11 protein-coding genes are annotated in these 13,933 nt (G+C 57.8%); 6 read left to right on the top strand and 5 right to left on the bottom strand.

The genetic code is table 11. The features are described from left to right. Positions 1–33: 33 nt before the first annotated feature. A complete protein-coding gene (locus tag LG294_RS09810; protein ID WP_404285362.1) occupies positions 34–1,290 on the bottom strand; it encodes an exonuclease domain-containing protein in 1,257 nt (418 codons plus the stop codon). A 111-nt stretch (positions 1,291–1,401) separates the two neighbouring features. Continuing rightward, a complete protein-coding gene (gene helR, locus LG294_RS09805) occupies positions 1,402–3,561 on the bottom strand; it encodes an RNA polymerase recycling motor ATPase HelR (protein WP_404285361.1) in 2,160 nt (719 codons plus the stop codon). Positions 3,562–3,891: 330 nt separating this feature from the next. On the opposite strand from helR, the gene LG294_RS09800 reads away from it, so the two are divergent. The 6 genes from LG294_RS09800 to LG294_RS09775 all read left to right on the top strand — a co-directional run bounded on the left by LG294_RS09800 (position 3,892) and on the right by LG294_RS09775 (position 10,686). Then, the gene (locus LG294_RS09800; RefSeq protein ID WP_404285360.1) at positions 3,892–4,278 is read left to right on the top strand and encodes a hypothetical protein; all 387 of its coding nucleotides are present in this window, start codon (positions 3,892–3,894) and stop codon (positions 4,276–4,278) included. A gap of 271 nt (positions 4,279–4,549) precedes the next feature. After that, positions 4,550–7,789, top strand: coding sequence for an isoleucine--tRNA ligase (ileS, locus tag LG294_RS09795; RefSeq protein WP_404285359.1), 3,240 nt, complete (start codon positions 4,550–4,552; stop codon positions 7,787–7,789). Further along, the gene (locus LG294_RS09790) at positions 7,786–9,141 is read left to right on the top strand and encodes a bifunctional folylpolyglutamate synthase/dihydrofolate synthase (RefSeq protein ID WP_404285358.1); all 1,356 of its coding nucleotides are present in this window, start codon (positions 7,786–7,788) and stop codon (positions 9,139–9,141) included. The genes ileS and LG294_RS09790 overlap by 4 nt, the downstream gene beginning before the upstream one ends. After that, entirely contained in the window at positions 9,141–9,575 is a 435-nt protein-coding gene (locus tag LG294_RS09785) for a DUF4233 domain-containing protein (protein WP_404285357.1), read from the top strand. Before LG294_RS09790 ends, LG294_RS09785 begins: the two co-directional genes overlap by 1 nt. Positions 9,576–9,612: 37 nt before the next feature. After that, complete coding sequence (gene ndk, locus LG294_RS09780) at positions 9,613–10,029, top strand: nucleoside-diphosphate kinase (RefSeq protein ID WP_404285356.1); 417 nt, start codon at positions 9,613–9,615, stop codon at positions 10,027–10,029. A 423-nt stretch (positions 10,030–10,452) separates the two neighbouring features. Continuing rightward, positions 10,453–10,686, top strand: a complete 234-nt coding sequence (locus LG294_RS09775) for a hypothetical protein (protein WP_404285355.1) — start codon at positions 10,453–10,455, stop codon at positions 10,684–10,686. A 534-nt stretch (positions 10,687–11,220) separates the two neighbouring features. On the opposite strand, the gene LG294_RS09770 is transcribed toward LG294_RS09775, so the two are convergent. The 3 genes from LG294_RS09770 to LG294_RS09760 form a co-directional block, all read right to left on the bottom strand. Then, on the bottom strand, positions 11,221–11,751 hold the full coding sequence (locus LG294_RS09770; RefSeq protein WP_404285354.1) for a GNAT family N-acetyltransferase: 531 nt from the start codon (positions 11,749–11,751) through the stop codon (positions 11,221–11,223). A 78-nt stretch (positions 11,752–11,829) separates the two neighbouring features. Then, complete coding sequence (locus tag LG294_RS09765; RefSeq protein WP_404285352.1) at positions 11,830–13,125, bottom strand: AI-2E family transporter; 1,296 nt, start codon at positions 13,123–13,125, stop codon at positions 11,830–11,832. A 186-nt stretch (positions 13,126–13,311) separates the two neighbouring features. Continuing rightward, positions 13,312–13,896 (bottom strand): GNAT family N-acetyltransferase, encoded by a 585-nt coding sequence (locus tag LG294_RS09760; RefSeq protein ID WP_404285351.1) that lies wholly within the window; start codon positions 13,894–13,896, stop codon positions 13,312–13,314. Positions 13,897–13,933: the final 37 nt, after the last annotated feature.

Below are 13,933 nucleotides of genomic sequence, written 5' to 3'. Positions count from 1 at the left end.
CGTAAGCGGACTCTGCCCGGCGAATTGCCTCAGTTAGCGATCAAGCACGTTATCCCAGAGATATTTTTCGCCGACTACGGGTATGCCATAATCACGGGCCTTTCGTGCTTTGCCGGATAGCGAATCGGGATCAGCAGCAATCAGCATGCTGACCTTCTTTGTGACCGCGGCGTGTGGCTTATATCCGGCGTGGGATAGCAAGGTTTCTATTTCCGTGCGGGGGCGGCTCATATCGCCGGTCAAGACTATGAGGCTTCCTGGTTCCAGTCGGTTATGAACCGAACCGGCACCTTGGACAGCATTGGCGGAATCACCGTCTACCGGATGACGCAATGCTTGTTCCAGCATCGCTTGGTCGATGCCTAAGAGCTTTGCTACCTGCTCTAGGTCCGAGCGTTCGGCTTCGGTGAGTACTCCGTCATGCCAAGCCGCGCTAACCAATGAATTGAAGTAATTCAGATGAAGTTGCTCGGCTCGAGCTCGATCGATTCCCAAGGATTTAGACAGCTCAACAAGTTGCGCTTGCTCGTGGGCAGATAGGTAACGATCGATTAGTGCTTGATCCAGCACGGCAAGATAGTCGTCGAATTGCTCCGAACCGGTCAATTCCGGCAAGCGCTGGACCAGGCGCTCTAAAAAGTGTTCCGTCGGATCACCAGCGCCTGTGCTCCGTTTTGCGGGGGTAAGCAAGACCTCCGGAGCGTTCGACCGCCAATGCGTCGAGGCTGCTTGTTCCAGGAGGACGTCCCAGTCGGGCAGCGTAGGTTCCAGCTCCAGATAGCGTGAGAGGAGCACAGCCGCCGCTTCGGCATCACCCGCGGCGCTGTGAGCCTGGTGCAAGCTAATGCCAAAGGAGTCGCAACAGTCTTGCAGGGATCGTCCGGCACCTTGCAGGAATTGGTGGGACATCTTCATAGTGCATAGTCCGCGGGGCAAGTAGAAGTCGGGCAGTGAACGCTCGGCTCGTGCAAACTCCGCTTCGAGGAATCGCGCGTCGAAGGATAAGTTGTGGGCGACGACCACCGTGCCGGAAAGCCGCCACTCCAGCTCGTCGACAATCTGCTCAAAGGCAGGTGCTGTGAGCACATCACGGGCCTGAATCCCGTGAATGCTCTGCTTTCCAAGATCCCGTCCGGGGTTGACCAAGGTTTCCCAACGGTCCAAGATTTCCCCGTCACGATTCATTGTCAGCACTGCGATCTCGGCTATTCGGTCGTGCGCACCGGGGAATAAGCCGGTGGTTTCTGTGTCTATTACCGCGAACAGCCCGTGATTCATTTCTGCCCCCATATATGGTGTCCTGCATTCAATCTAGCCGGAGACACAGGAGAAATAATAGGGCAGGCGACGGGCCTAGTGGTTGGGCGATTAAGCGGGTTGCACCGACCAACCACCGGCTCGCTATCTAGGCTGGTCGGTGAGAATAATCAGCTGAGCGGTGGCACGCGTCATCGCCACGTATCTGTGCACGGCGCCGGATATTCCTTGACCGAAATTTTCCGGACGGTTTAGGACTACCAAATCGAATTCAAGTCCCTTCGCATGTTCCGGGCTCAGCGAACGGATCCGGTCCGTCTCGCTAAATGTGGGGTCGCCAATGACCACACCGACCCCCATTGGGTGATCTCGCTGCCATTGACGCAATAGTTCCTGCTGCTGGGCTGGTTTGGCGTAAATGACTGCCGCGCCGTCGGTTCGAATCGAGGTGGGCACGTTTGCATCTGGAAGTTGCTCACGAATCACCGATTCGGCGGCGTCCATGACCTGTTGGGTGGTGCGGTAGTTCACGCTCAACGAGGCAACACGGCACTCGGAAATGCCAGCCTGCGCTAGGCGCTGTTCCCACGTTTCGGTGAATCCGCCAGCGGCTTGGGCTCGATCACCGACGATTGTCAGGCTCCCGGACGGGCAACGCCGTAGCACCATGGCCCACTGGGCTTCGGTGAGATCCTGCGCCTCATCGATGATGACATGTGCGAACGGCCCCACTAAGACGTCGGAAGAGGGCTCCTCTTCGGTGCGCTGCTGAATCAACGTGTTTTGAAGATCTGAGTGGCGCAATTGGGACGAAAGATCTTCCATATCGTCTGCGGCTGAAATTAGATCATCGATAACACGGCTCACCATGTCGCGCTCGGCGGAAAGCAAGGCCTCGCGTCGACGCTTGGCAAACTCTAGATCCGGGTCACCCACCAGAAAACGCGCGGCGTCTAATAGCGGACCATCTTCGACGGTGAATGCGCTGGGATCCTCGCGTAGCAGGAGCTGTCGCTGTTCATCGGTTAACCAGGGTGCGCTGAAACTCAGCAGTGCCGGGATGGAGTACAGCGCGCACAGCAGTTTTGTCGGGTCCAACAACGGCCAGTGCTCTTCGAAGGCTTCGGCCAATTGGATATTTTGGGCCAGTTCGCCTCGGACTTGCTTCTCGGGTGCGCAGCCTTCGGGAAGCTGATCGATCAAGAGTTCTTCGAGTGCCTCTTGAATCTGTATCCGGGATTCGTTGTGGTTGCTGCCCGGGACCACGCCAGCAAAGGCGTTCTCCCAATGCTGCACGGTTAACCGCAGGTCCGCCCACCGGGTCTCGATGAGCAGATCCTGGGCTGGGGGTTGTTCAAAGACGCTCACCGCCCGGCTCAGGGAATCCAGCATTGCCCCTGAGGTCTTCAACCCCGCAACTTGGGCGGAGTCTTCGGTGCGCGCGTCCCGAATTTCGGGAACCATTGCCTGCAAGGTGGAAACGAGCACTTCTTCTTCGCCTAGGTTGGGCAGGATATCTGAGACATAGGCGGTGTAGGCGTCGTGCGGGCCGAGCACGAGCACCCGGCCTCCACGACTTTGCAGCTGTGCATCGGCATGTAGCAGATAAGCGGCGCGGTGCAACGCGACGACAGTCTTACCGGTCCCGGGTCCGCCGTCGACTACGAGCGCTCCCTTGGCAGAGGTGCGGATGATTGCGTCCTGATCCGCCTGGATGGTTGAGAGCACATCCTGCATTTTTCCTATCCTGCTGGCTCCGAGAGATGCCAAAAATGAGGAATGTTCGTCCAAGGACGGGCTGGCGGTGAGTTGCGTCAGGTCAAAGACCTCGTCCCAAAAATCAACTATGACCCCTTGGCGCCAGCGATAGCGGCGCCGGCTCGAAAGGTTCATCGGATGAGCGTGCGTGGCAGCGAAGAATGGTTCGGCGGCCGGTGCGCGCCAATCCACCAGCAATTGGTGGGAGTTCTCATCGGCCAGTCCGGCTCTGCCCACATAGGTGCGTTGTCCGGTAGTGGCATCAACCATGAACCCCAAGCACGCATCGGGGCCTAAACGTTCGAGCGAATGCAGTCTGCGGGCCATCTGGTGCAAGTCAACATCGCGTTCGAGTGACTGCTGGAGGGCTCCGGCGCTGTCTTGACCGCGCAGGGCAATACGCTGGGTCACCTCCTGACGTTGCATGTCCAAGCGTTGAGCGATGCGGCGCATCTGATTTTGATCTTCGAAAATTTGCTCAGTTATCTGCTCGTCCTCCAAATGGTCGGTTAGCTGGAAATAGCTGTGAATCGGATCGGTGCGCATGTTCGTTGCTCCGGCCTGTTACTGCGTGCACGGTGGGGACAAGTACCTATTGTGAGCCCTGTAGGGGGCCTTGCGGCAAGGCCCCCTACACGCTATATTCTGAAAATGTAGGGACAAGCAATTTTCCGTATCCCCTTGCCTGCAAGTTCAAGCTACCCTCGGCACTCTGCGTTTATTCTCAGTGCTCGACAATCTCGCCTTGCCCGTGCGTGTTTGGCAAGAATATTTTTCCCGTCCTTGACCTGTGGTTTGTTTCTCAAATTCTTGAGGTTCGTCCCAAAGCCTGCTTGACTGGGAGCCACTTCTATTGGCAAGGGACGAAAGCGACCGATGACTCAAGAGCAGTCTTTTCGACGAAGCGCGGCTGGTATTGCGCTCATCATGTTTATTGCCGGGCAATCCGGATCTCTCGGTTTGGCTTGGGCTATGGGTCTAGCCGGATGTTTGGCGGTCCTTGGTGCACTACGTATGGTGCTTGAGCGAAAAGCAGGACCGAATCAGCAGCGTATCGCCTTGAGTCCGCGCCTGCTCATCTTTTTGGTGCTCATGACCATCGCTTCGGGCATGCTCTCCGAGCTGGAGCCCTTGGCGCGTTTGCTGCTTTGTGCCGGCGCCGCATATTTGCTCTACAGCATCGCGCTACGCGACGGCGAAAAGCAGATCCAAGAATACGTTGAAGACGTTGAACGTGATCCAGCTTTCATCACGCTGAATTGAGTTTTCAGTGCTTGAAAGACGCGCTAGACTGGAAGCTAGACGACGTTGATCCGGATATCACCGGGGAGTCCTTGGAAGAACAGTCAGGAAGCCTCTTTCGCTCCTGACTTAGTAGAACCAAGCGGGTCCAGCCCGACATAGCTGATGAGAAGCGGTTCGCCACAATTGTGCGCAAGCATCACGGTGGGGAATAAGCGGGGTGGTACCGCGGCCAAGTGTCGTCCTCGTAGGCAAGATTTTTCGACCCTACGCTTGAAGGATGGCCATTTCGATGAGCTTCTACCCAAAGGTCACCACCGACCCGACCGGTTCAACCCCGGCTTCACCGCGTTTCCCAGAAATTGAGAAGCGCGTACTCGAATACTGGAAGAACGACGACACCTTCCAGGCCTCCATAGATCAGCGAGAGGGCGAAGAGTTCGTCTTCTACGACGGCCCCCCTTTCGCAAACGGCCTGCCGCACTACGGCCACCTGCTCACCGGCTATGTCAAGGACCTGGTAGCCCGCTATCAGACCCAGCGTGGAAAGCGTGTCGAACGCCGCTTCGGTTGGGATACCCACGGCCTGCCAGCCGAGCTGGAAGCCATGAAGCAGCTGGGCATGACCGACAAGCAACAAATCGAATCCATGGGCATCGACAAGTTCAATGATGCCTGCCGCACCTCGGTGATGAAGTATGCCGACGAATGGCAGAACTATGTCACTCGCCAGGCACGCTGGGTCGACTTCGAAAACGATTACAAGACGTTGAACGTCGAGTACATGGAATCGGTCATCTGGGCCTTCAAGCAGCTCAGCGACAAGGGACTGACCTACCAGGGCTTCCGCGTGCTTCCATATTGCTGGAAGGACGAGACTCCACTGTCCAACCATGAGCTGCGCATGGATGATGACGTCTACAAGAACCGCCAGGACCAGACCGTCACCGTGGGCTTCACCGTTCTTGCCGGTGAGACCGAAGCTTCCAAGGAGCTTGCCGGCGTCCAGGCGCTCGCCTGGACAACCACCCCATGGACCCTGCCAACCAACGAAGCGCTGGCGGTCCACCCAAGCATCGAGTACGTAGTCGTTCCTGCCGGTGAGGCAGGGGTGAAGGCTTCCGCGGCAGCCGGTCCATTCTTGCTTGCCAAGGACCTGCTCGGCTCCTACGCCAAGGAGCTTGGCTACAAGGATGTGAAGGAAGCAACGGCTTCCATCACCGCCACTTATCAGGGCTCCGAACTTGCAGGGGTGCGTTACGCACCGCTGTGGGACACCTTCGCCGACGTGGAGAAGTACGAAACGCAGAACGCCTGGCAGATCGTCACCGCGGATTACGTCACGGTCTCCGACGGTACCGGTATCGTGCATCAGGCTCCGGCTTACGGTGAAGATGACCAGAAAGTCTGCGAAGAGCACGGCATCCCGGTCATCCTCTCGGTAGACGAGGGCGCGAAGTTCTTGCCCCTGTTCGCCGGCGGACCGCTCAACGACATCGCAGGTGTGCAGGTCTTCGATGCAAACAAGACCATCACCAATGTGCTCAAGGAAGACGGGAAGCTGGTCAAGCAGGCTTCCTACGAGCACTCCTACCCGCACTGCTGGCGCTGCCGCACCCCGCTGATCTACCGCGCGATCTCCTCGTGGTACGTGGAGGTCACCAAGATCAAGGACCGCATGGTCGAGCTCAACGAGCAGATCAACTGGATCCCGGGCAACGTCAAGCACGGCCAGTTCGGCAAGTGGCTGGAAAACGCCCGCGACTGGTCCATCTCGCGCAATCGCTACTGGGGTTCGCCGATCCCGGTGTGGGAATGTTCGGGAGTCGAATGCACCCACCGCGAGGTCTTCGGTTCGCTGGAAGAAATCAAGAACTTCTTCGGGCGCCTGCCGCTGAACCACGAAGGTGAGCCAGATCTGCACCGCCCGTTCATCGACGAGCTGACCCGCGCCCACGAGGGCTGCGCCGAGTCCGGCACCCTCACTCGCGTCGAAGACGTCCTGGACGTCTGGTTCGACTCCGGTTCGATGCCTTATGCTCAGGCGCACTACCCCTTCGAAAACGGCGAATGGTTTGACGGCGGGCACCACCCGGCTGACTTCATCGTGGAATACATCGGCCAGACCCGTGGCTGGTTCTACACCATGCACGTGCTGTCCACCGCGCTCTTCGACCGCCCTGCATACACGAACGTGATCTCCCACGGCATCGTGCTCGGCTCGGACGGGCAGAAGATGTCCAAATCACTGCAGAACTACCCGAACGTCACCGAGGTCCTGGACCGCGACGGCTCGGACGCCATGCGCTGGTTCCTGATGTCCTCACCGATCCTGCGCGGGGGCAACTTGGTTGTCACCGAACAGGGAATCCGCGATGGCGTACGCCAGGTGCTGCTGCCTTTGTGGAACGTGTGGCACTTCTTCAACCTGTACACCAACTCCGCCAATGGCGGTGCCGGGTACCAGGCGAAGCGCTCGCACAGCTCCACCGATCCGCTGGACCAGTACATGCTGGCAGCCACCGGCGCGCTGGTCCGCGAGGTCACCGAAGCGCTTGACGCCTACGAAGTCTCGGATGCCACCGAATCGGTGCGCCGCTACATGGACACGCTGACCAACTGGTACGTGCGCCGTAGCCGCCAGCGTTTCTTCGAAGAAGACACCCAGGCTTTCGACACCCTGTACACGGCGCTCGAAACCCTGGTGAAGGTCGCCGCCTCGCTGCTGCCGCTGGCCAGCGAGGAAATCTTCCGCGGGCTGACCGGAGAACGTTCGGTGCACCTGACCGATTGGCCAGATGCCAACGATTTCCCGGCAGATACCGAATTGCTCGAAACCATGGAAACAACCCGCAAGATCTGCTCGGTGGGCTCCTCGCTGCGCAAGGCCAAGAACCTGCGCGTGCGCCTGCCGCTGGCCGAGCTGAAGATCGTGCTCACCGGTGCCGAGCGCCTCCAGGGCACCTATGCCTCGATCATCAAGGACGAGCTGAACCTGAAGAGCGTTACCCTGATCGACGCCGCGGGCGTAGACACCGCCAGCTACGGCATCAGCCAGCAGCTCGTGGTCAACGCCCGCGCTGCCGGCCCACGCCTGGGCAAGACCGTGCAGCAGGCCATCAAGGGAGCGAAGTCAGGTGACTGGTCGGTGACCGAGGGAGTAGTCACCGCCGGCGGTCTCGAACTGGTCGAGGGCGAATACACCCTGGACACCGTGGTGGATGAGGCAGCCGAAATCGCCGCCGCGGTCATCGACGGAGGTTTCCTGGTACTAGACACCGAGGTCACCACCGAACTGGCAGCCGAGGGCACCGCCCGCGATATGATCCGTGCAATCCAGTCCGCACGCAAGGAAGCTGACCTGCAGGTCTCGGATCGCATCCGCACCGTGATCACCGCCTCCACCGAGGTTGTGGCAGCTCTGGAATTGAACCGCGAGCTGGTGAGCAGCGAAACCCTAACCGCCCAGCTGGAGCTGGTTGCCAATGGGGCACTCACCGAAGCGAAGATTGAAGTGGAGCCGACCGCATGAGCGATCTAGAGCGCGTTTACGCGCAGCTGCTGGCGCGCGCGCCAGAAAATAAGATAGAACCTCGCATGGAACCGATGTTCCGCGCCATGGAGATCTTAGGCGAACCGCAGAAATCCTCCCCGGTCATTCACATCACCGGCACCAACGGGAAAACCTCAACTGCACGCATGATCGAGTCCCTCTTGCAGGCGCACGATATCCGAACCGGTCGCTACTCTTCGCCGCACCTGGTGAAGGTCACCGAGCGGATCAGCATCGACGGGGAACCCGTGGATGATGAGACATTCGTGCGGGTCTGGGACGAAATTTCACCGTTCGTGGAGCTGGTGGATGCAGAATTATCCGAGCGCGGTGAAAACCGGCTGACCTACTTCGAAGCGGTGACCATCCTGGCCTTCGCGATTTTCGCCGAAGTTCCGGTGGAGGTTGTTGTCCTGGAGGTAGGCCTCGGCGGAATCACGGACGCGACCAACGTGGCAGATGCCGACGTTTCGGTGATCACTCCGATTTCCTTGGACCACACCGACCTGCTGGGGGATACCCCGGGGTTGATTGCCGAGGAAAAGATTGGGATCCTCAAGCCCGGTGGTTTCCTGGTCTCCGCAATACAGCCGGCGGACGCAGCGGATGTGCTGGCCGCCAAGGTACGCGAACTTGAAGTTCCCATGGCATTTGAATCCTTGGATTTTAAGCTACTCGAACGCACCATGGGCGTTGGCGGCCAAGTATTGTCCATCGAAGGGCAGGCCGCGCGCTATGACGAGATTTACCTGCCGCTCTACGGCGCGCACCAGGCGCAGAACGCCGTCGTGGCACTGGCAGCTGTCGAGGCATTCCTCGGCGGCGGGAAACGCGAACTGAACGTCGAGTTGGTGCGCAACGGGTTCGCCGCAACCACCAGCCCGGGCCGTCTGGAACTGGTGCGCAGCGCTCCCAGCGTCCTGGTTGATGCAGGGCACAATACGGACGGCATCAAGGCCAGCGCCTTGGCCCTCAAAGAATCCTTCGGGTTCTCCCGCTTGGTACTCATGGTGGGCATCTTGCGTGATAAGGACGCAGAAGCGATGCTCTACACCATGCGTGAAGAGTATGGCGATCTGGTTGATGACCTGTGCCTGACCCAGTCTTCCTCGCCGCGAGCCATCCCTGCAGGGGAATTGGCCACCATGGCAGTCGAAGCCGGATGGCCCGAAGAAGACCTGCACGTCACTGAGAATCTTGAAGACGCGGTCGAATGGTGCGTGGGCCGGGCAGAGGCCGGGGACGACCTGGCCGGCGGTGTGCTGGTAACCGGTTCGATTACACTGGTAGGCGAAATCTCACTACTGCTCAAGGGAGGGCAGAACTCCTAATGGCCAAGCTAACTAGGGCGCAGCGCGAGTGGCGTCCGGGAATGAAGAAGAAGCAACGCTCCACCAAGGTGATGTTTGCTTCGACCGTATTGACCTGCGAGGCGTTTCTGGCGATTTTCGTCACCTTGGCCGCCTTTGGGCTCAAGCGTGCCGAACCAGCCGTGGTGCTCAGCCTCGGTGCTGCGCTGGCTGTGCTGTGCATTGTCACCTGCGCGCTGTTGCGCAAGCCTGCCGGCTACTTGATCGGCTGGATCCTTCAGGTTATTTTCTTCCTGACCGGGTTCATCTTGGTGGACATGTTCTACCTGTCGGTCTTCTTCGGACTGTGCTGGTGGTACGCGTTGAAGAAGGGTGGGGAAATCGACCTGGAGAACAAGCGTCGTGCGGAAGCTCAGCAAGAGTGGGACCGCGCCCATCCAAACGTAGAATCTTAATCAGACCAAAAGTATCCACAAACGAAGAGGTAGAAACATGACCGAACGTACACTCATTCTCGTCAAGCCAGACGGTGTGAAGCGTGGCCTGACGGGCCAGATCCTTGCTCGCGTCGAAGCGAAGGGCTACACCATCGCGCAGCTGAAGCAGGTCGACGCTTCGCGCGAGGTGCTCGCCGAGCACTATGCCGAACATGAAGGCAAGCCATTCTACGAGCCACTGGTTGAGTTCATGCTCTCGGGCCCGGTCGTCGCGATTGTTGCCGAAGGCCAAGGAGTTATCCCAGGTTTCCGCTCGTTGGCAGGAACCACCGATCCAACCACCGCCGCACCTGGCACCATCCGTGGTGATTTCGGTCGCGATTGGGGACTGAAGGTTCAGCAGAACCTGGTTCACGGTTCAGACTCCGTTGAGTCCGCAGAACGTGAGATCGACATCTGGTTCGGAAAGTAGACCGGCCTAGAACTGCTCGCGAAAGCGCTAGAAATCCCTGTGGGAATCCATCACTGAGGTGGTTCCCCGCAGGGATTTTCTAATGCCAAGACCGCAGGATCGCGATGCCGCCGAACAGTATCACAGCGTGCTTGTATGGCGGCACCGACGAAAAATTTCGTTATTGCCCGTGGATACCGGAATTCTCGCATTGCGACACTGCAACGAAGGCCATCCGGCAATCAAATGAGTTGTGGCCCTCCTGGGCGGAGTTGAAATTTAATCCTCATCGCAACTCGCAGGAGAATTTACGACCTCAAATTTTAGCCGTTTAATCCTCGCTGGCCTCCACGCGCAACAAAGCTCCACGTTCTATCGCGTCACCGTGTAAGTTCAGGAAGCGAAGTCTGGTGGCAGCTCAGGGACCTGTCTTTGCCTGTTGGCGTGCTGCTGTCATTTGCGCAACGGCACATCGATTGTCCGGCTCAGCGCTACGAATTCTTGCTTGATGCGGAACATTTTGATCATGCCTATGCGTGGTTTACCGATCAAGAACTTCAGCCTTGGGCCGATCCGCAGCGCACCAAAACAGGGCTGAGCAACGCAGAAATTGGAGGGTTCGGGGTGTGCCTGTCAGCCCCCGCAGGACACTATTTGGAGCAGATCACCATGTCATAGCTCGGTGCAGCTGATCCGTGCGGCGGCAATTTTCAGTTGCACGGTGCGCCCGGCAAGCATTAGAGCCAGTCGTCGAGGGAGTTATGGGTATGCGGGAGCAGAGCCGCACTGGGGGAGGGCGATGGGCCACAAAAGGCATTTGTTGAAGAGCGCGCCGAAGACTGACGGATCGAGTCATAGTCGTCTTTGGAGATCATGACGACAGATTCTCTCGGGGACCTGGAAAAGGAGACGACAGCATGTTCTGAGACTACGTTGTCGACAAGACTCGAGAAATTCTTTAGTGCTTCCTCATAGCTGAAATTCAGCATGAGTACCTCCCAAATATCGCGGTGAGTGCCTCGCGGCACTTCGAATTTGAATGGAAGTGTGTCCCGAACTGGCGCTTAGTGCTTCCTGCTGATTGAGCGTCGGGGCGGTGGCAAGAATTCTCGTGTACTTGCTCTTGTCACTTCAATACACATCTTTCACTTGAGTCACATTAAACACATCAGTCGATGGAAGCGCAATGTTTCAGGTCATCATGTGACAGATCTAGTCGGTAACAAGCCGTGAAAAGAGCAAGGAATCACGTCTCCGATCTCCGATGAGTTTATGCTCGCGCATGAGCCCTTCGTAGCTAAATCCAGTCTTTTCTAGAACACGTCGAGAAGCCGAGTTTTCAGGTGCACAAGTAGCAGTGATGCGGTGGAGATTTAAATAGGAAAATCCAAGATCGAGCAGCATCCTCGTTGCAAGAGTCGCATATCCGCGACCCCAGAATTTCTGATTCAGGCTATAGCCGAGTTCACCGCATCGGTGGTCGGCGTTGGTGGTCCACACCGCCGCGCCGCCAATGACCTGATTTTCGACAAGGACCGCCAACGTCAGTGCTTCACTGTTCTGCATACTGGCCTCTGAGAGGTACTGCCGGGTCTGTTCGACGGAATTTGGCCCCCACTCGGCATAGCGGTAAACCATGGGGTCCGTGGCGTACTCATGGACTGCCGCGAAATCGGAAGCGCGGTATCGCCCCAGCGACACACCTTCTCGGGTGATGATTACTTCTCGGTCGGTTGGATTCATCGAGGCACCTATCTGAGGGGAATAAAAAGGTCTTGGCCTCATCCGAAGGACGAGGCCAAGACCTGAGGCAAGAAAGGCTTAGCTATTCTCTGCGCTAGGGGCAGGCTCTGGGCTAGCTGTTTCCTTGGCTTTTTCTAGAAGATTCTTCTTCTCGCCGGGTTTGACCTTCGCCCGGATGTCTTTCTGGGCATCATCCACGGCATCCGAATTATCTCGATCGGTCCACACCTTGATCACTGCCCAAGCCGCAGCCGTCAGCGGCACGGACAGGACGGCGCCGATAATACCTGCCAGCACGGTACCAGCGGTCAGGGCCATCAATACCACCAGTGCGTGCAAGTTCAATGCATTTGCCATCACTACCGGCTGGAGGAAGTTGCCCTCGAGCTGGTTGACCAGGATGACTGCGGCGAGCACGATCAGGGCCACGACTGGGCCGTTGGTGACCAATGCAATCAGGGTAGCCAAGATGCCAGCCACGGTGGCACCAACCATTGGAATGAACGAACCGAGGAATACGATCACAGCCAAGGGCAGCGCTAGCGGAACCTGCAAGATCAGCAAGGTTGCGGCAATGCCCAAGGTATCTACCGCAGCCACGGTAGCGGTTCCGCGAATATAGCCACCGAAGGTGCGCAGCGCGCGGTCACCGGACAGGATCCACTTGTTGCGGTAGTGCTTAGGCGTCCAAGATACTGCAAAGGCCCAGATCCGGTCTCCATCTTTCAGGAAGAAGAACAAGATCACCAGGAGCAAGACCAAGCCGGTGACGAAGCTACCTGCGGCGCTAAGCGTGTTGAGAGCACCGGTACCGAACTGGGAGCTGGTCAGGAACGAGGTCACGGTATCCACGACGCCGTCGATCTGGGCCTGGTCGATGGACAACGGCATAGTGCCAATGAATCCTAGAACAATGTCGTTGAGCTGATTGAAGCCTTCCACCGCTTGGTCTACGAGCTTCGGCCATTCTTTGATGACCGAGAAGACCAAGCCGGTGCCAATGCCGCCAAGAACCAACAGCGAACTGAGGAATACAATCCAGGCGGATATTAACGGGGAAAAGACCTTGCGGAGCTTCAGCACCAAGGGCCATAGCGCGCACGAGATGATCACGGCAAGCAAGGTTGGAATGACGATCATCGTCAGTCGCAATAATCCGATGACGAAGCAGGCTGCCAAGGCGCCAACGATCAAGATCTGAGCGCTTCGGATGCCGAGTCGTCCGAGCATATCTGTCCACAGTGAATGAACGGTGAAGTCCGGTTTGGTAACTTCTGACTCACTGAGCAATTCACCCACGGGTCGTTCCGGGGACGGCGCCGGAGCGGCCGGCGGCTTGCGCTTAGGTAGCTTTAATTTGCGGAGAAAATCCATGGGTGCTCCTTGAGACTGGTACTAGCTAGCTCCAACAATAGGCTAACGAGTTGATTAGGAATCGTCACAACGCCGAGAAAACGTGATTTCTGCGCTGGCTTTCGCTTTTGTGGTCTCAGAGCACATGAAATTGGGGTGTTTCTCCACCTAAGGTTGAAGAAACACCCCAATTTCCAAGTTCCCGGGTTAGCGGCCGAAGTACTCGTCGGCCAGCAGGCTCATAAGGATACGGTCGTGGAACGTGCCGTCGTGGAAACCAGCTTGACGGTGGCGTCCCTCCTCGCGGAAACCGGCGCGGGAGAAGGTGCGCAAGGCGCGCTCGTTGTAGGCCCAGATCCCTAGTCCGATCCGGTTCAACCCCATTTCACGGAAGCCAAAGTCAACGATCATCTTGGTTGCGACCGTGCCGTAGCCCTGCCCAACATTTGATCCACCGATCATCAGCATGAGATCGGCCGATCGGGCCGGAGCATTGTAATTGTAGAGTGCGGTGTGGCCGATCAAGGTGTCATCGGGCAAGGTCACCGAGAGGCCCACGCCATCCTTGGTGCCACGGTTCAGGCTCCAGTCCTTGAAAAGGTTCGCCGCTTCGACGCCTGGATGCGGAAGTACGATATTCCCCTGCAGCGCCATGAATTCAGGGCTGTTCCACCATTGGGCCAAGATCTGCAGATCGTCATCTTGTAGTTCGCGTAGCCGGATCGTATCCGAAGTCAGGAGGTTGATGCCGTAATCTTGGGCGTTTTCTGTGTTCCATTTGTGGCTTCCCATGACCCCAATCTAGTCTCTTTAGCTTGGGTATGGGTGA

Source organism: Glutamicibacter arilaitensis, assembly GCF_044793945.1.
Lineage (GTDB): Bacteria > Actinomycetota > Actinomycetes > Actinomycetales > Micrococcaceae > Glutamicibacter > Glutamicibacter arilaitensis_B.
This window is presented reverse-complemented; position numbering and strand designations above follow the sequence as displayed.

Coding starts and splice junctions, on each gene's coding strand:
- ileS (WP_404285359.1), top strand. CDS start 4,550: ATGAGCTTCTACCCAAAGGTCACCACCGACCCGACCGGTTCAACCCCG.
- LG294_RS09810 (WP_404285362.1), bottom strand. CDS start 1,290: ATGGGGGCAGAAATGAATCACGGGCTGTTCGCGGTAATAGACACAGAA.
- LG294_RS09800 (WP_404285360.1), top strand. CDS start 3,892: ATGACTCAAGAGCAGTCTTTTCGACGAAGCGCGGCTGGTATTGCGCTC.
- LG294_RS09770 (WP_404285354.1), bottom strand. CDS start 11,751: ATGAATCCAACCGACCGAGAAGTAATCATCACCCGAGAAGGTGTGTCG.
- ndk (WP_404285356.1), top strand. CDS start 9,613: ATGACCGAACGTACACTCATTCTCGTCAAGCCAGACGGTGTGAAGCGT.
- LG294_RS09785 (WP_404285357.1), top strand. CDS start 9,141: ATGGCCAAGCTAACTAGGGCGCAGCGCGAGTGGCGTCCGGGAATGAAG.
- LG294_RS09790 (WP_404285358.1), top strand. CDS start 7,786: ATGAGCGATCTAGAGCGCGTTTACGCGCAGCTGCTGGCGCGCGCGCCA.
- LG294_RS09765 (WP_404285352.1), bottom strand. CDS start 13,125: ATGGATTTTCTCCGCAAATTAAAGCTACCTAAGCGCAAGCCGCCGGCC.
- LG294_RS09760 (WP_404285351.1), bottom strand. CDS start 13,896: ATGGGAAGCCACAAATGGAACACAGAAAACGCCCAAGATTACGGCATC.
- helR (WP_404285361.1), bottom strand. CDS start 3,561: ATGCGCACCGATCCGATTCACAGCTATTTCCAGCTAACCGACCATTTG.